Origin of the sequence: Cryobacterium sp. 10I5 (genome assembly GCF_035019865.1) — a bacterium.
GTDB classification, from domain to species: Bacteria; Actinomycetota; Actinomycetes; order Actinomycetales; family Microbacteriaceae; genus Cryobacterium; species Cryobacterium breve_A.
Genome location: NZ_JASJVI010000051.1, coordinates 10,243 through 27,376 on the forward strand (window position 1 = coordinate 10,243; position 17,134 = coordinate 27,376).

The 17,134-nt window shown below is 69.5% G+C and carries 15 protein-coding genes; 8 read left to right on the forward strand and 7 right to left on the reverse strand.

Features of this window, described 5'->3' with window-relative positions:
- Position 1 precedes the first annotated feature (1 nt).
- From mnhG to QN350_RS12935, 6 genes are read right to left on the reverse strand one after another with little or no spacing between them, the layout of a single operon-like run.
- Complete coding sequence (mnhG, locus tag QN350_RS12910) at positions 2-358, reverse strand: monovalent cation/H(+) antiporter subunit G (RefSeq protein ID WP_322137937.1); 357 nt, start codon at positions 356-358, stop codon at positions 2-4.
- A complete protein-coding gene (locus QN350_RS12915; protein WP_322137938.1) occupies positions 355-618 on the reverse strand; it encodes a monovalent cation/H+ antiporter complex subunit F in 264 nt (87 codons plus the stop codon). Before QN350_RS12915 ends, mnhG begins: the two co-directional genes overlap by 4 nt.
- Entirely contained in the window at positions 618-1,289 is a 672-nt protein-coding gene (locus QN350_RS12920; RefSeq protein WP_322137939.1) for a Na+/H+ antiporter subunit E, read from the reverse strand. Before QN350_RS12920 ends, QN350_RS12915 begins: the two co-directional genes overlap by 1 nt.
- Complete coding sequence (locus tag QN350_RS12925; RefSeq protein ID WP_322137940.1) at positions 1,286-2,854, reverse strand: Na+/H+ antiporter subunit D; 1,569 nt, start codon at positions 2,852-2,854, stop codon at positions 1,286-1,288. Before QN350_RS12925 ends, QN350_RS12920 begins: the two co-directional genes overlap by 4 nt.
- The gene (locus QN350_RS12930) at positions 2,851-3,390 is read right to left on the reverse strand and encodes a sodium:proton antiporter (protein WP_322137941.1); all 540 of its coding nucleotides are present in this window, start codon (positions 3,388-3,390) and stop codon (positions 2,851-2,853) included. Before QN350_RS12930 ends, QN350_RS12925 begins: the two co-directional genes overlap by 4 nt.
- A complete protein-coding gene (locus QN350_RS12935) occupies positions 3,387-6,356 on the reverse strand; it encodes a Na+/H+ antiporter subunit A (protein WP_322137942.1) in 2,970 nt (989 codons plus the stop codon). The genes QN350_RS12930 and QN350_RS12935 overlap by 4 nt, the downstream gene beginning before the upstream one ends.
- 131 nt (positions 6,357-6,487) lie before the next feature.
- On the opposite strand from QN350_RS12935, the gene QN350_RS12940 reads away from it, so the two are divergent.
- The 4 genes from QN350_RS12940 to QN350_RS12955 all read left to right on the forward strand — a co-directional run bounded on the left by QN350_RS12940 (position 6,488) and on the right by QN350_RS12955 (position 11,436).
- Positions 6,488-8,101 carry an amino acid permease gene (locus QN350_RS12940; RefSeq protein ID WP_322137943.1) on the forward strand — a complete coding sequence of 538 codons (1,614 nt, stop codon included), beginning with the start codon at positions 6,488-6,490 and terminating at the stop codon, positions 8,099-8,101.
- 106 nt (positions 8,102-8,207) lie between these two features.
- Entirely contained in the window at positions 8,208-9,638 is a 1,431-nt protein-coding gene (locus tag QN350_RS12945; RefSeq protein ID WP_323503501.1) for a glycosyltransferase family 2 protein, read from the forward strand.
- Positions 9,638-9,931: a hypothetical protein gene (locus tag QN350_RS12950; RefSeq protein ID WP_322137945.1), complete on the forward strand. Its 294-nt coding sequence runs from the start codon at positions 9,638-9,640 to the stop codon at positions 9,929-9,931. Before QN350_RS12945 ends, QN350_RS12950 begins: the two co-directional genes overlap by 1 nt.
- A 77-nt stretch (positions 9,932-10,008) precedes the next feature.
- Positions 10,009-11,436, forward strand: coding sequence for a glycosyltransferase family 2 protein (locus QN350_RS12955; protein WP_322137946.1), 1,428 nt, complete (start codon positions 10,009-10,011; stop codon positions 11,434-11,436).
- 557 nt (positions 11,437-11,993) lie between these two features.
- Here the strand turns inward: QN350_RS12955 and QN350_RS12960 are convergent.
- On the reverse strand, positions 11,994-13,418 hold the full coding sequence (locus tag QN350_RS12960) for an MFS transporter (protein WP_322137947.1): 1,425 nt from the start codon (positions 13,416-13,418) through the stop codon (positions 11,994-11,996).
- Positions 13,419-13,573: 155 nt separating this feature from the next.
- Between QN350_RS12960 and purU the strand changes: the two genes are divergently transcribed.
- From purU to QN350_RS12980, 4 genes are all read left to right on the forward strand, one after another.
- A complete protein-coding gene (gene purU, locus QN350_RS12965; protein WP_281535832.1) occupies positions 13,574-14,446 on the forward strand; it encodes a formyltetrahydrofolate deformylase in 873 nt (290 codons plus the stop codon).
- A 96-nt stretch (positions 14,447-14,542) separates the two neighbouring features.
- Positions 14,543-14,899 (forward strand): YrdB family protein, encoded by a 357-nt coding sequence (locus QN350_RS12970; protein WP_281535833.1) that lies wholly within the window; start codon positions 14,543-14,545, stop codon positions 14,897-14,899.
- Positions 14,900-15,216: 317 nt separating this feature from the next.
- Positions 15,217-16,629 carry a PQQ-dependent sugar dehydrogenase gene (locus QN350_RS12975; RefSeq protein WP_322138818.1) on the forward strand — a complete coding sequence of 471 codons (1,413 nt, stop codon included), beginning with the start codon at positions 15,217-15,219 and terminating at the stop codon, positions 16,627-16,629.
- Positions 16,629-17,123 (forward strand): SprT-like domain-containing protein, encoded by a 495-nt coding sequence (locus QN350_RS12980; protein WP_322138817.1) that lies wholly within the window; start codon positions 16,629-16,631, stop codon positions 17,121-17,123. Before QN350_RS12975 ends, QN350_RS12980 begins: the two co-directional genes overlap by 1 nt.
- The last annotated feature ends 11 nt before the right edge of the window (positions 17,124-17,134 follow it).

A 17,134-nucleotide genomic window follows, 5' to 3' on the forward strand; every position in this document is an offset into this window, starting at 1 on the left:
ATCAGTCGCCGCGGTCACCGCGACGGTTCGCACGTCCCAGCTCGTCGACGACGAGCAGTTCCGGCCGGAACCGGTCGGTGTCGTGCGCGACCCGCGCGATGAGGTGCGCGGCCATCGGGGCGGTGAGCGCCTGGAAGGCCACGATCGCGACCGAGAGCGTGACGGTGCCGAGCGTGAAGTTATTGACCGCGACATCCAGCGTCACGGCGATGAGGCCGAAGATCTGCGGCTTGGTCGCCGCGTGCAGCCTGCTGAGCACGTCGGGGAAACGCAGCAGGCCGACGCCGGCCGCGAGGCACATCACGGCGGCGGAGAGCACGAGCACCGCCGTCACGACATCGCCGATCGCCGGGTTCACGAGTGCTCCTTCCCGCCGAGGAAGCGGCCGACGGCGAGCGAGCCGAGCACCGCGAACAGGGCGAGCACGAGCAGCACCGGCAGGGTGTCGACGTTCCGGTTGATCGCCATCTCGGCGCCGAGCGCGCAGATCACGGTCGCGACGAGCACGTCGGAGGCGATCACCCGGTCGAGCACGGAGGGGCCGCGAATGATGCGGTAGACGGCGCACAGGCCCCCGGCGCCGAACAGCACGGCGGCCACGATCACGACGATTCCCATCAGGTTTCCTTTCCCGTATCGTCCAGGTTCCTGCGGTCGCTGTCGTCGTCCCGGGCGGATGCCGCTCGCGCGTCCGCGGCCACGGCGCCCGTCGCCGCCGCAACGGCGGCTACGGCATCGCCGAGCGCGAGCCGTTCGAGGTCTTCGCGGGAGCCGAATGCGCCCACGATCCGCCGCTCGGTCGCGAGCACGCTCGCCCGGAAGAGGTCGATCTGGGCGTGCGTCCGCACTCCCAGCACGTGCAGGTAGAGCGTCGAACTCACCCGGTCGGTGTCGATCACGATCGATCCGGGCACGATCGAGGTCGCAACGGCCGTCCAGGTCAGGATGAGGTCGCTCCGGGTGCGGAGAGGCACGGCGATGATCGCGCTCTGCGGGCCGGCCGGCGTCCTGAGGGGCTTCAGGGCGAGCCAGGCGACCTGCACGGACGCCCGCACGATGTCGCCGAGCAGCCGCAGCAGGAAGACCACGGTGCGCGCGGGATCAAGGCGCCCGCTCAGCTGCACGGCGGGCAGGTAGAACACGATGGAGACGAGCGAGGCGAGCACGGCGCCGGTCACGAGGTTGAGCCAGGAGAAGCTGCCCCAGAGCAGCATCCAGAGCAGCACGAGCCCGAGCCAGAGCGGGAGCTGGTTCAGGAGTGCGGCACGGCGCTCGGCCCGGGTGCTCATGGTGTTCCGCCGGGGAAGACCGCTTCGATGTAGTCGCTCGGCGCCTCGATGTCGGCGGCGGCCCGCGCGGCGAAGTCGAACACGGGACCCGCGAAGACCGTGAGCCCGATGGTCAGCACGAGCAGCCCGGCGGTCGCGCCGACCATGAGCGGGGAAACGGTCTTGGTCACGACGGTTCCGTCGTCGTGCGGGTCGTCGGTGAGGCGGTCGAGCATGGGCGAGTCGTAGTTCTCGATCTCGCGGCGCGGGCGCCAGAAGGCCATGTTCCACGCCCGGGCGAGTGCGTACAGGGTCAGGAGCGAGGTCGCCGCCCCGGCGCCGATCACGGCCCAGGCGAGCGGGGTGCCGAGCTGGGCTCCGGCCTGGAACAGGGCGAACTTGCCGAGGAAGCCCGAGAACGGCGGAATGCCACCGAGGTTGAGCGCACCGATGAAGAACAGTGTCGCGACGACGGGGGCTGCTTTGAGCATCCCGCCGAGCCGGGCGAGTGAGGTCGTGCCGCCGACCCGTTCGATGAGGCCTGCGGAGAGGAACAGGGTGGTCTGGACGGTGATGTGGTGCACGACGTAGAAGATCGTTGCTGCGAGGGCGAGGGGGGTGCCGATCGCGATGCCGAAGATCAGGTAGCCGATGTGGCTGACCAGGGTGAAGGACAGCATCCTCTTGATGTCGGCCTGGGCGAGCGCGCCGAGGATGCCGATCAGCATCGTGAGCGCGGCGACGACGAGCAGCGGCACCTGGAACGGGTTGCCCGGGAAGAGCAGGGTCTGGGTGCGGAGGATCGCGTAGACGCCGACCTTGGTGAGGAGACCCGCGAAGACCGCGGTGACCGGGGCCGGTGCGGTCGGGTAGGAGTCCGGCAGCCAGAACGACAGCGGGAACACGGCGGCCTTGACCGAGAAGGCGAGGAGGAGCATCAGCCCGAGGATGCCCTGCACGTCACCGGGCAGGGCGGGGATGCGCTCGGCGAGCAGGGCGAGGGTCACGGTCCCGGTCGCGCCGTAGATCAGGGCGATCGAGCTGAGGAAGAGGATCGAGGAGACGAGGCTCACGACGATGTAGGTGACCCCCGCACGGATGCGCGCACCGGTGCCGCCGAGGGTGAGCAGCACGTAGCTGGCCGAGAGCAGCATCTCGAAGCCGACGTAGAGGTTGAACAGGTCACCGGCGATGAAGGCGTTGAACAGCCCGGCGGACAGCACGAGGTAGGTCGGATGGAAGATCGAGACGGGGGTGTCGCTGTCGCCGTCGATGATGCCCTGGCCGACGGCGAAGAGCAGCACGCCGAGGAGGATCACGGCCGAGACGAGCAGCATCAGCGCGGAGAGCCGGTCGACGACGAGCACGATCCCCCATGGCGCCTGCCAGCCGCCGACGTGCACGACGGCGGGTCCCTGCTGGTCGACGAGAACGAGGAGGGTGGCGCTGATCAGGGCGACCGTGGTGAGCGAGGCGACGCCGACGGCGATCTGGGTCACGGTGCGCCGGCCGAGCGCGAGGGTGATCGCGCTGCCGAGGAGCGGGATGGCGACGACGAGGGGGACGAGGATCGTTGCAACGCTCATCGGGCGGCATCCGTGTTCCCGGGGCGAACGGGTGCTCCGTGGTCGTGGGCGTCGTCGTCCGGGTTGTAGTCGTCCGGGTCGTCATGATCGTCGGGGTCGTCATGATCGCCCCCGTCGAGGGAGGCGCGCACGGCCGCGTCGTCGTCTGCGGAGGACCGGAAGTCCTGTTCCGCGGAGGATGCGGTCTCGGCCGCGTGCTCGTCGGTGAGGGTGTCGCCCTCGTCGCCGAGCTGGGCGAGCCACCACGCCCGGTAGACGAGGGCAAGGATGAGCGCTGTCACCCCGAAGTTGATCACGATCGCGGTGAGCATCAGGATCTGCGGCACGGGATCGACCATGTCTGCGTCGCCCGCGGTGCCGGTGATGATCGGCGAGCTGCCCGGCCGGCCGCTCATGATGAAGATCAGCAGGTTCGTCGCGTTGCCGACGAGAACGAACCCGATCAACACCCGGGTGAGGCTGCGTTCGAGCATGATGTAGACGCCGGTCGCGTAGAGCGCGGCCATGATCAGGACCAGGGTCAGGGAGGCGCTCACGGGATCACCTCGGGGACGGGCTCGGCACCGGCACCGGCGGCCGGCGCTGCGGCAGCGGACCCGTCAGCTGTTGCCGAGGCGTCTGAGCCGGCGGGCGGGGCTTCGCCGGCCTCGCTCTGCCGGTCGATCTCGCTGCCGAGGCTGCGGAGGATGTCGAGGGCGAGGCCGATCACGACGAGGTAGACCCCGATGTCGAAGATGGTCGAGGTACCGAAGGAGAGATGGCCGAGCACGGGAACATCGATGCTCGCATACGCCGACTGCAGCGGGATGCCGGTGACGAAAAGGGAGGCGACCGCGGTGCCGACGGCGAGGACCACTCCGAGGCCGAGGATCTTGCCCGGGTCGATCGGGGCCGCCTCGCCGAGCTCGTAGCGTCCTCCGGCGAGGTAGCGGGCGACGAGGGCGAGACCGGCGAGGAGTCCCCCGGCGAAGCCGCCCCCTGGCGCGTTGTGCCCGGCGAAGAGCAGGAACACGGACACGACGATCGCCGGGTGGAAGAGTAGCCGCACGATGACCTCGATCAGGATCGACCGGTCCTCCGGCTTGATCGTGCGTCCGGCGAGCAGCCAGGACTGCCGGGTGACGGCGTGGCCGGCCGAGGAGGCCTGCGGGTCGGCCACGACGCGGCGGCGGTTGCGCGGTGACCGCTGGGTGCGGGAGCCCTTCAGCCGCGGCACGGTCTCGGTGCGCCCGGACACGAAGAGCAGGCTTGCGACGCCGGTCGCAACGACGATGAGCACGGACACCTCCCCCATCGTGTCCCAGGCCCGGATGTCCACGAGCGCGACGTTGACGATGTTGGTGCCGTGGGCCTCGAGGGTCAGGCGGGGCAGGTCGAGGGCGATGCTCGGGTCCTGCCGGGCGCCGAGGGCGATCACGGCGATCGTGCCCATCGTGAGGCCGACGAGGACGCCGATCAGTGCCCGGCGCCTGCGGTGCAGGGGCGCCTGCGGCCGGGCGACGGTCGCGGGCAGGCGCCGCAGCACGAGCACGAAGACGACCAGGGTCATCGTCTCCACGAGCGCCTGGGTCAGGGCGAGGTCTGGCGCCCCGTGGAACGCGAACAGGGCCACGAGGCCATAGCCGGTCACCCCCGCGAGCAGCACCGCCGTCATCCGCTGGCCGGACCGGGAGGCGGCTATCGCCGCGAGGATCATGATCACGGCGATGATGACCTGGCCGGGGTAGTCCCAGAGCACGACGGTGTCCGGCCAGGTGCGGTTGACCGTGGCGGCGAAGCCGAGGGCGAGTACGAAGACCACGAGGATGGTGCCGAGGTATTGCGGCAGTCCGCCGTGCTGCGCGAAATGGGTGAGCCGCGCCGCTGTGCGGTCGACGGTGCGCACGAGGATCCCGTAGCCGCGGCCGGCGTCGACGGTGGCGGGAACGCGTTCCTGCAGCGCCGCGACCCTGCGACGCTTCCAGAACATCGCCGAGCCGATTGCGAGCACGACAACGGTGATGCCCAGCGCGGGTTCGAATCCGTGCCAGAGGGCGAGGTGCGCGTCCCCACCGCCGGGGACGGTGTCCGCGTACGGCGAAAGCCGCGGGTCGAGCCACCCGGCGAGGGGGCCGAGCGCGATCGTCGCGACGGCGAGCAGCCCGGGGGCGATCAGGATGTCCCAGCGGCTCGGGTGCAGGGCCGTCGTTGCCAGCTCCGGCCTCGACCCGAACGCGCCGTAGAAGAAGCGGATGCTGTAGGCCACGGTCAGCACGGAGCCCACCATTGTTCCGACGAGCGCCACCCAGCCCCAGCCGTCGCCGTGCAGGCCGGCCTCGAGGAACGCCGTGAAGACCGCCTCCTTGGCAACGAACCCGAGCAGGGGCGGGATGCCGGCCATCGAGGCCACGGCGACGAGCGCGATCACGGCGAGCGCCGGGTCGCTGCGGCCGATTCCGGAGAGCTTCCGGAGGTCGCGGGTGCCCGCGCGGTGGTCGATGATCCCGACCACGAGGAAGAGCGCGGCCTTGTAGAGCGCGTGGGCCAGGAGGAGCGCGGCCCCGGCGAGCGCCGCGTCGCGGGTGCCGAAGCCGACGACGACCATGATGAAGCCGAGCTGGCTCACGGTGCCGTAGGCGAGCACGAGCTTGAGGTCGTGCTGCCGCAGGGAACGCCACGCGCCCACGAGCATCGTCCAGATGCCGATCGTCATGAGCACCGGCATCCACCCCTCGGTGTCTGCGTACCCGGGGGCGAGCCGGGCCACGAGGTAGATGCCGGCCTTCACCATGGCGGCGGCGTGCAGGTAGGCACTCACCGGGGTGGGGGCGGCCATGGCGGCGGGGAGCCAGAAGTGGAACGGGACGAGCGCCGACTTGGAGAGCGCCCCGACCAGGATGAGCAGGATGGCCCAGGTCGCGACCGGCCCGGTGACGGGGTGCGTGACGAGCAGGGCGAGCGAGGTGGTCCCGGCCTCAACGGAGAGCATCACGACGCCGACGAGCATGACGAGGCCGCCGAACGTTGTCACGATGAGCGCCTGCAGCGCGGCGCCCCTGCTCTCCCTGCGGAACGTGTAATGGCCGATCAACAGGTAGGAGAGCACGCTCGTGATCTCCCAGAACATGAACATCACGACCACGTCGTCGGCGGTCACGAGTCCGTACATCGTGCCGGCGAAGGCGAGGAGGCAGGCGGCGAAGCGGCCGAGTGCCGGTTCGTCGGCCTCGAAGTACCGCGCGCAGTAGACGAGCACGAGGGCACCGACGCCGGTCACGACGAGGGCGAGCAGCCAGGCGAGGGTGTCGACGCGGAAGGACAGCGCGACACCGAGTTGCGGAATCCACGGCACGCTCTCCGTGACGGACCCGCCCTGCGTGACCGTCGCGGTCTGGGTGAGCGTGAAGACGAACGCCGCGGCAGGCAGGAAAGCGATCAGGTAGAACACCCTGGTCGACAGCATCCGGGTGAGGGCGGGCGTGAGGACGGACAGCGCCAGGAAAGCGAGCAGGATCGTCGTCATGCGGCCTCCGGCTCTGTTTCTCGGGTCAGCGGTAATCCAGTCTACCGAGCGCCCGATGGACGAACCCTGTTAGGGGGCGCCAGCGCCCCGCGGGTAGGGTGGGCGAAAGCAACTGGATCGGAAGTGCCCCCATGACAAGTGCCATCCGGGGGCCACAACGCCCCGATCCGACCGGGTCAGGGGCTGAGGCAGCCCCAGAGCAGCCTCACGAGCACGAGCATCACGGCCTGCCGGTCGAGACACCGCTCGAGCACATCCACGACGCGACGAGCGTGAACGAGGACGCCGGCCTGCACAAGGGGCTCAAGGGCCGCCAGGTGCAGATGATCGCCATCGGCGGAGCTATCGGCACCGGGCTGTTCCTCGGCGCCGGCGGTCGGCTGGCCTCGGCTGGCCCCTCCCTCGTCTTCGTGTATGCGATCTGCGGGTTCTTCGCATTCCTGATCCTGCGCGCGCTCGGCGAGCTCGTGCTGCACCGCCCGTCGTCCGGTTCCTTTGTCTCGTATGCGCGCGAGTTCTTCGGCGAGAAGGCCGCGTTCGTCACCGGCTGGCTGTACTGGATCAACTGGGTGATGACGGCGATCGTGGATGTCACTGCCGTCGCGCTCTACATGAACTTCTTCGCCAAGTACTGGGCGCCGTTCGGGAGCGTGCCGCAGTGGCTCTATGCGCTGACGGCCCTCGCCGTCGTACTGTGCCTCAACCTGCTGTCGGTGAGCGTGTTCGGCGAACTCGAGTTCTGGTTCGCGCTGATCAAGGTCGTCGCGATCGTGTCCTTCCTGCTCGTCGGCACCTGGATGGTGATCTTCGGCACCCCGATCCCCGGCCAGGAAGCCGGCTTCAGCCTGATCGCGGACAACGGCGGCTGGTTCCCGAACGGGGTGCTCGCCTCGATCGTCGTCGTGCAGGGCGTCGTCTTCGCCTACGCCTCGATCGAACTCGTCGGCACGACCGCCGGCGAAACGGCCCACCCCGAGACGGTGATGCCCAAGGCGATCAACACCGTGATCGTGCGGATCGCGGTGTTCTACGTCGGCTCGATCCTGCTGCTCTCGCTGCTGCTGCCGTACACCGCGTACCAGGCGGGCGTCAGCCCCTTCGTGACCTTCTTCGGCAGCATCGGTGTCGGCGGTGTCGACGTGATCATGAACCTCGTCGTGCTGACCGCAGCGCTGTCCTCGCTCAACGCCGGCCTGTACTCGACGGGACGGATCCTCCGCTCGATGTCGCTCGCGGGGTCGGCTCCGCGCTTCGCCGGGAAGGTGAGCCGCACCGGGGTGCCCTTCGGCGGCATCCTCCTGACCGCCGTCGTCACCCTGCTCGGCGTCGGTCTCAATGCGATCGTGCCGGATGAGGCGTTCGAAATTGTGCTCAACATGGCGGCGATCGGCATCATCAGCGCGTGGGGAATGATCGTGCTCTGCCAGTTGCGGCTGCAGGCGTGGGCCAAGCGCGGGATCCTGAAACGGCCCGACTTCCGCCTGTTCGGCGCGCCGTACACCGGGTACGCGAGCCTCGCATTCCTGGCAACGGTTCTCGTGTTGATGGCCTTCGACTGGCCGGTCGGCACGCTCACGATCAGTTCCCTGATCGTGATCATCCCCGCGCTCGTGATCGGCTGGTTCGCCTGCCGCGGCCGGATCCTGCAGATCGCGCTCGCCCGTGACGGCAAGACCGGGGCCTTCCCGATCAAGGCCAACCGGCCGCTCGCGGACGAGAACGGGACCGGGCAGAACCCGCGCTAAGCCCGCCTGAACCCGCCCTGGACTGCACAGGGGCGCACCCGGACACCCCTCCGGCCGTCCACAATATTGTGTACGATCTCGGGCTCGTCCGGATACGATCTGATGCATGGGGGCACAATCTCTGGGCCGGGCGGTCGGCCTCGTCATCGCGGGACTCGCCACGGGTTCGGCGGCACTGCTCTGGTTCCTCGTCGCCTCCGGCGATCAGGCTCCCGGCTCCGCGCCCTCCCAGATCGTGCTCTTCGGCGTGCTTCCCGTGTCGTACGACCCGAGCGCGCCGGGCCCCCGGGCGATTCTCGGTGCCATCGCCCTCGCCGTGCTCTTCGCCGCCGGCATCGCCCTGCTCGAACGCCGCGCGACGAACAGGTCCCGCCGATCCTCCAACGCGCACCTCACCCCGCTCGCCCCGAAGATCGTGATGGCACCGCCGGGTGGCGTCTTCGCGGGGCCGGTGACGGTGACCGTGCTGATCCCGGCCCACAACGAGGCACTGTCGCTGCCGGTGACCCTGGCTTCTCTGCTGAGCCAGTCGCATCCGCCGGAGCGCATCATCGTCGTCGCGGACAATTGCACCGACTCCACCGTGAGCATCGCCCGCGACCACGGCGTCGAAGTCGTTGAATCCGTGGACAACACCCAGAAGAAGGCCGGTGCGCTGAACCAGGCACTCAAGAGGATCCTTCCCGGACAACTCGACAACGACGTCGTCATGATCATGGACGCGGACACCGCGCTCGACGACGGCTTCCTCGCCGAGGCCGTCGCCCGATTCACGAGCGACCGCGCCCTGATGGCGATCGGCGGACTCTTCTACGGCGAGCCGGGGTTCGGCCTGCTCGGCCTGCTGCAGCGCAACGAATACGTCCGCTACTCCCGAGAACTCGCCAGGCGGCGCGGCCGCGTCTTCGTCCTGACCGGGACGGCATCCCTGTTCCGGCCCCTCGCACTGCGGTCCGTGGCCGAAAACCGCGGCGCCACCATCCCCGGGGTGCCCGGAGACGTCTACGACACCTACGCGCTCACCGAAGACAACGAGCTGACCCTCGCGCTGAAGTCCCTCGGCGGTCTGATCACCTCTCCCACCCAGTGCACGGTGGTCACCGAGCTGATGCCGACCCTCCGTGCGCTCTGGCAGCAGCGCCTCCGGTGGCAACGCGGCGCCCTCGAGAACATCGGCACCTACGGGCTGACCCCGGCGACCCTGCGCTACTGGGCGCAGCAGCTCGGCATCGGGTACAGCGTCATCGCCCTGACCTCGTTCCTGTCACTGATGGTGGTGACCCTGCTCGCGGTCAGCACCTGGGTCTGGTTCCCGTTCTGGCTCTGCCTGGGCCTGGTCTTCGTCGCTGAACGCGTGGTCACCGTGTGGGAGGGCGGCTGGCGGGCCCGCCTGCTCGCGGTCACCGTGCTCCCCGAGCTCTGCTTCGACATGTTCCTGAACGTGGTCTACGTCAAGGGCATCGTCGACATCACCCTCGGCCGGCAGGCGCACTGGGAACACGCCAGCATGCAGGTCCGAACCGGGGACGGCGACTGATGCCGGTCGACGTCCTCAGCCAGTTGCCTACCGGCATCCTGCTGTCAGACACGATCCTCGCCTCGGAGTTCTTCGCCGTCTTCTCGGCCTTCGTGGGGATCAACACGGTCATCTACGTCGTCCTGGCCGTCACGAAGATCCTGCCGAAGATCTACGTCACGGACTGGGTCAGGGGCCGCAACCGGAGGATCGCCGCCCGCAGCATCTTCGCGATCGAGGCCGTTCCGCTGCGCCCTCCCCCGCCACGTGCCACGGTCACCGCGGCAACCCTTCGTCGCCGCCCTCGGCAGTGAGTCCGTTCCCGATATCCAGGGCCTGCGTCCGACCGTACCCGGCTTCGGGATAGCATCGGTGCGGGGGGATCGAACTCATGCGGGTACAACTCGGGCGATCAGTCGGCCTGGTCATTGCGGGCCTCGCCACGAGCGGGGCAGGTCTGCTGTGGCTCGTCGTCGCTGCCGGAAGTCCGACCGCGGGAGCGGCCCCCTTCGAATACCTGGTCTTCGGCGTGCTTCCGGTCTTCTACGATCCGAGTGCGCCGACGGTCTTGGCGATCCTCGGCGCCATCGCCCTCGCCGTGCTGTTCGCCGCCGGGATCGCCCTGCTCGAGCGCCGAGCGACGAACAAGTCACGCCGGTCCTCGAACGCAAGCCGCCACCCGCTCGCACCGAAAATCGTCATGACCAGGAACGGGGGCGTCTTCGCGGGGCCGGTGACGGTGACCGTGCTGATCCCGGCCCACAACGAGGCACTGTCGCTGCCGGTGACCCTGGCTTCTCTGCTGAGCCAGTCGCATCCGCCGGAGCGCATCATCGTCGTCGCGGACAATTGCACCGACTCCACCGTGAGCATCGCCCGCGACCACGGCGTCGAAGTCGTTGAATCGGTGCACAATAGTCAAAAGAAGGCCGGCGCCCTCAACCAGGCACTCAAACGGGTGCTCCCCGGACAACTCGACAACGACGTCGTCATGATCATGGACGCGGACACCGCGCTCGACGACGGCTTCCTCGCCGAGGCCGTCGCCCGATTCACGAGCGACCGCGCCCTGATGGCGATCGGCGGACTCTTCTACGGCGAGCCGGGGTTCGGCCTGCTCGGCCTGCTGCAGCGCAACGAATACGTCCGCTACTCCCGAGAACTCGCCAGGCGGCGCGGCCGCGTCTTCGTCCTGACCGGGACGGCATCCCTGTTCCGGCCCCTCGCACTGCGGTCCGTGGCCGAAAACCGCGGCGCCACCATCCCTGGAGTGCCCGGAGACGTCTACGACACGCACGCGCTCACCGAGGACAACGAGCTGACCCTCGCGTTGAAGTCGCTCGGGGGCCTGATCACTTCTCCCTCCCAGTGCACCGTCGTGACCGAGCTGATGCCGAATATTCCGGCCCTCTGGCAGCAGCGACTGCGCTGGCAGCGCGGCGCCCTCGAAAATATCGGCACCTACGGACTCACCCCGGCGACCCTGCGCTACTGGGCGCAGCAACTCGGCATCGGGTACAGCGTCATCGCCCTCACCTCGTTCCTGTCCCTGATCCTCGTCACCGTGATCGCGGTGGACACCTGGATCTGGTTCCCGTTTTGGATCGGCCTCGGCACGATCTTCGTAACAGAACGCGTGGTCACGGTTTGGGAAGGCGGCTGGCTCGCTCGGCTGCTCGCCCTCACCGTGCTTCCGGAACTGTGCTTCGACATGTTCCTGAACGTGGTCTACGTCAAGGGCATCATCGACATCACCCTGGGCAGGCAGGCGGCGTGGGAACACTCCAGCATGCAGAACCGAACTGTGAGGGCCGCCTGATCCCCGTTCTCCCGCTCTTCACGGTGCTGTCGCTTACACGACCCCAAGCCGTGCCGACCGGCATCCTGTTGCCCGATTCCGTCCTGGCCTCGACCTTCTTCGCGATCTTTTCGGCCTTCGTCGGAATCAACACGGTGATCTATGTTGTTCTGGCCGTGACGAAAATTCTGCCGAAGATCTACCTGACTGACCTTGTCAATGGACGGAACCGTCGGGCAACCGCGCGGAGCATCTATGGGGACGATTCGTCCCTGCAGACCAGCCGGCCACTGGCCACGGTGGCCGTGCCAACGCTCGACGACCCTGGGCTGCGCCTGGGCGGCCCTGCAGCTGGCCGGGCGCACGAGCGAGTGGCCCAGGGGACGAGCTCGGCTCGCTCTTCCGGGCGGCACTCGGCCCAATCCCCCCGGCGTTCCGCGGACCATCGCTCACAACTTCCCCAGCACGCCGCGCATGTCCAGCGGAGTTCGACTGCCCCGCCGACGGTGCCGGCGCCTCCCCAGCGGCCTGCACCATCGCCAACGCGTCGGTAAGAGGACCTGCGTGCGAGCGTTCGCTCACGCGGCCGAGCGGCGGCGGATCACCAGTTGGCTCACCAGCACGAGCACGAGCGCGGCGACGAGGATCCCGACGTAGACGAACGGCACGGAGGTGATGCCTGAGCGTTCGAGGAGGATCCCGCCGAGGAGGGCGCCGCCGCCGATCCCGGTATTGAACGCGGTCGTGTAGAAGGCGCTCGCGGTGTCGCGGATGCGACGCGAGGCCGTGTGCATCAGGCGGGTCTGCAGCAGGGCGGGGAGCGCGCCGAACGCGATACCCCAGAGCAGGAACGCGACGATGGCGACCGGGAGCATGCCGCTCCAGATGCTCAGCGCCGAGACGCTGACCGCGCTCACGACGAGTCCGAGCACGATGCCGAGCTGGGGCCGGTCGGCGAAGACCGTGCCGCTCAGGAGCAGTCCGACGGCGCCGGCGATCCCGTAGGCGAAGAGGAACGGGGCGATCGCGGACGGATCGACCCCGAGCCCGTCGATCAGGAACGGCGCGATGTACGTGTAGAAGGAGTAGTGGCCGATCATGATCAGGGCCGCGATGACGCAGATCAGGGCGACGGGAGCGATCGTCGGGTCCCGGCGCGCGGGGGCCTGGGGACGCGGAGCCGCTGTCGGGGCCGGGTGAGTCACGGTCGCTGGGTCGGTCACGGCTGCCGGGTCCGACTCGACCGGCGCCGCGCTCGCGTCCGATGCGGCGGGGGCGGATGCCGCGGCATCCGCTGGCTGCGCCGGCGCGCCCCGGTCGCTGCGCGGCGGGGCCACGTAGTGCTCGACCTTCGGCAGGAACCGCCAGACGAGGGCGGCGCCGATGAGCATGAGCACGGCGAGCAGGATGAAGGACAATCGCCAGCCGAGCGCATGCCCGGCCGCCGTACCCAGCGGAACGCCGAAGACGAAGGCGAGGGTGCCGCCGGAGATCGTGATCGAGATCGCCCGGCCGATCTGTTCCTTGGGCACCAGGTGGGCGGAGTATGCGCCGACGACGCCCCAGAACAGGCCATGGGCCAGGCCGCCGAGCACCCGGGTGGCGACGACGAGTTCGTAGCTGGGGGCGAGCGCGGTGAGCACGTTGCTGAGTGCGAAGACGAGGAGCACGAAGACGATCAGGCCGTGCCGGGGCAGGCGTTTCGTGAGCAGGGCGAGCGGGGTGCTTGTGAGCACGACGGTGAACGCGAACCAGCTCACGAGCAGGCCGGTCTGCGACTGCGGCACGCCGAGCGATCCGCTCATCTCGGGGAGCAGGCCGGTCGGCAACATCTCGGAGGTGACGGAGAGGAACACGGCGCCGGAGAGGGCGAGCAGCCCGATCCAGGGGAAACGGGCCGGAGGAGTCGAGGCGACCGAGCCGGTTCGGGGGCGGTCGGTGTGCGCGGTGGCGGTGTTGGCGGGATCGAAGCGGGGCAGCTCGATCGGCGAAGTCAGGGACATGGGTGTGCTCACAGAGGGCTGGGCCTGGGGCCCGGGCGGGGCAGGGCCGGCGCAGCCGGATCGTGTGCGCGCAGCGTGCGCGCCCGGGGCCTGTCGCTTGTGCCGGCCGCATCCAGCCTAACCGACGGCCGGGCAGCAGCCGATAGCCTAGACGGATGACTAGTTCCACTCCGCTGCCCGCACACCATCACTGGGTCATTGCTCTCGTCTGCGTCGACCAGCCGGGCATCGTCCACGCCGTGAGCGGCGCCATCGTGCAGGCCCAGGGCAACATCACCGAGAGCCAGCAGTTCACCAGCGCCGACACCGGCCGGTTCTTCATGCGGCTCCAGATCGAGACCCACGCCTCACGCGACGAGCTCACGGCAGCGCTCGCGCCCGTCGCCGAGCGCTACGACATGGTGTCGGTCATCGACGTCGTCGGCCGGCCGCTCCGCACCCTCGTGCTCGCCTCGACCGCGGGCAACTGCGTGAACGACCTGCTGTTCCGGCACCGGGGCGGCCAGGTGCCGATCGAGATCCCGCTGGTACTGAGCAACCACGGCACCCTGCGCGACCTCGTCGGCTTCTACGGGGTGCCGTTCGAGTCGCTCCCGATCACGGATGCCGCGAGCAAGGCCGCCTTCGAAGCCCGGGTCATCGAGGCGATCGAGGACAACGACATCGAACTCGTCGTGCTCGCCCGGTACATGCAGATCCTGTCCCCGGAGTTGTGCGCGGTCCTCGAGGGCCGGGCCATCAACATCCACCACTCGTTCCTACCCGGGTTCAAGGGTGCGAACCCGTACAAGCAGGCCCACGCGCGCGGCGTGAAACTGATCGGCGCGACCGCCCACTTCGTGACGAGCGACCTCGACGAGGGCCCGATCATCGAGCAGAACGTGGTCCGGGTGGACCACTCCCGCACGCCGGCCGAGCTCGTCGCGATCGGCCAGGACGAGGAGAGCCGCACCCTCACGCAGGCGGTGACGTGGTTCGCCGAGCACCGGGTACTGCTCGACGGCGCCCGCACGATCATCTTCAAGTAGTCGGGCGGCATCCGTTCCCCTTCCGGTCGGGAGTGACCGTTCCGCCGGCCGCTGTCGACCGGAAAGGTGATGTTCGGGGAACGGTAGAGTGGGCGGGTGACTGACTCCCGTGCCCTGCCGAAGATCGGGTTCAACGACATCCTGCGATTCCTGCTCGAACTGTTCGCGTTCGTCACCCTCGCGATCTGGGGCTTCACGACGTGGCCCTTCCCGTGGCCTGCGCTCCTCGTCGGCATTGTCGCGCCCGCGTTCGCGATCACGCTCTGGGCGCTGTTCCGCTCGCCCAAGGCCGTCTTCCGGCTCGACCCGTTCGGCAAGGCGATCATCGAGATCGCCGTCTTCGGTGCTGCCGCGATCGCCTGGTGGGACATGGGCCTGCCGATCATCGGCGGCGTCTTTGCGGTCGTCGCGACGGTCAGCGGCGTGCTCTCCGGTCGCGCCGAACTCCGCTAGCCCGCTCGCCCGCGCCGGTTTGCGCACACGCACGCGCCGGTTTCCGCAGGCCGCGCCCTCCCGGGCTCACGCCCGCGCCGGTTTCCGCAAGCCGCGCCCGCCGATGTGGGAGCGGGCTGCGCAAACAGTCGCGACGGCAGTTGCGGGAACGGACCACGCGGAGGGCGCTGCGGCAACCCGGTGGTCGATGTCGGTGAACGGGGGCATTCTGGGGGAACGGGCGTAGCCGGTTCCCCCACACTGTTCCGGATGCGCGGGCACACGGTAGGGCAGGCCCCGCGGCAGCGGGCCGGTGCAGGAGGAGTCGGGAGGTCGCAGTGGACGAGTGGATGCCGCCGCACGCGCCGGCACGGGGGTGCGCGCTCCCGCCGAAGCAGCCGCGCGGACTGCGGCATGCCCAGCGTTCGGCGCGCCGTGCCGGCCGGGTGGTCCGGCACCTGGCCGTGCTCGCAGTGGTCACGGTGATCGCCCCGGTGCTGGTGGCGTGCACCTCCGCCGCGCCAGGGACGCCCGCGGCCGCATCTGCATCGTCGGAACCGTCGCCCGTGAGGCCCTCCCCCGGTGCGACCGGTGTGCCGAGTCCTGGCCCCGGGGCGCAACCGGGTAGCCCGAGCACCGGACCCGGTGCGGGCGCGGGGCCCGGTGCGGGCGCGGGGCCGGTCGAGCCGGTCGGGGACCCCGTCGTCCTTGCCTCCGGCCTCGAGGTGCCGTGGTCGATCCTCCGCCTGCCCGGCGGCGGCACCCTGATCAGTGAACGGGGCACCGCACGCGTGCGCGAGCTGCTGTCCGGCGGACTCCGCGACGCCGGCACGGTTCCCGGTGTCGTCGCGCGCGGCGAGGGCGGCCTGCTCGGCCTCGCCTACCTCGCAGACCCCGCCGCGGCCGTCGGGGCCCCCAGCGCGGGACCCGGGGGCTGGGTATATGCGTATTTCACCGGCACCACCTCCAACCAGATCGTGCGGATGCCGCTCACCGGCACCCTCGGAAGCCTCACGCTCGGGAACCCCGAACCGGTGCTCTCGGGGATCCCACGGGCAGGCAATCACGATGGCGGGCGCATCCGCTTCGGGCCGGACGGCATGCTCTATGCGACGACCGGCGACGCCGGGAACACCGCGGCCGCGCAGGACCTCGGATCGCTCGGTGGGAAGATTCTCCGCATGACGCCGACCGGCGCTGTGCCGCCGGACAATCCGTTCGGGACGCTCGTCTACTCGTATGGGCACCGGAATCCGCAGGGCATCGCCTGGGATTCGCGCGGCCGGCTGTGGGCGAGCGAGTTCGGGCAGTCGACGTGGGACGAACTCAACCTGATCACGCCGGGAGCCGACTATGGCTGGCCGGACGCCGAGGGCATCGCGCACGACCCGCGGTACACCGACCCGGTCGTGCAGTGGCGCACGTCCGAGGCCAGTCCGAGCGGGCTCGCGATCGTCGGGGACACTCTGTTCCTCGCGGCGCTACGGGGCGAGCGACTCTGGCGGGTCGACTCCTCAACAGGTGCGGCGAGCGCATGGTTCGTCAACACCTACGGCCGGCTGCGCGACGTGGTGCCCGGCCCGGATGGCACACTGTGGTTTGTGACGAACAACACGGATGGCCGCGGCACCCGAGCCGCCGGTGACGACAGGCTCTACTCGGTTCGAGTGGAGCAGACCAGGCCCCTGGCGCGCGACATTCGGGTGGCGCCGCAAGCGAATGAGCCCGCAGGATTTGCGGCGGCGCCCTGATGGCGGACCTCACCCGCGTGCGGTGCTGGGCCGAAGCGCTCATCGACCTGCACCTCGATGCCGGCTGGACCTTCGCGTTCGACAACGCTAAGAAACGTGCCGGGCTCTGCAACTTCACGGCGAAACGCATCACCGTCTCGCGCTACCTCGCCTCCCGCTACGAGGACGACGAGGTGCACCAGATCCTGCTCCACGAGGTCGGGCATGCGCTCGCCGGTCCGCGCGCCGGCCACGGCCCGAAGTGGAAGGCCATCGCCCGCGACCTCGGCTACGACGGCAAGCGCACGCACGACGGCGAGATCGCCAACGAACTCGCCCCGTGGGTGGGCACGTGCCCGGCCGGCCACATCCACTATCGGTACCGGAGGCCGACGCGTGCCCTTGCCTGCGGGCTGTGCGGTCGCGGCTTCAGCCGCGATCACCTCATCGACTGGAGGAGCCGGGAGATCACGGCCGCCGTGCGACGCCGGGCCGCGGCATCCGCCGGCCTCTGAGTCCGCCGCGG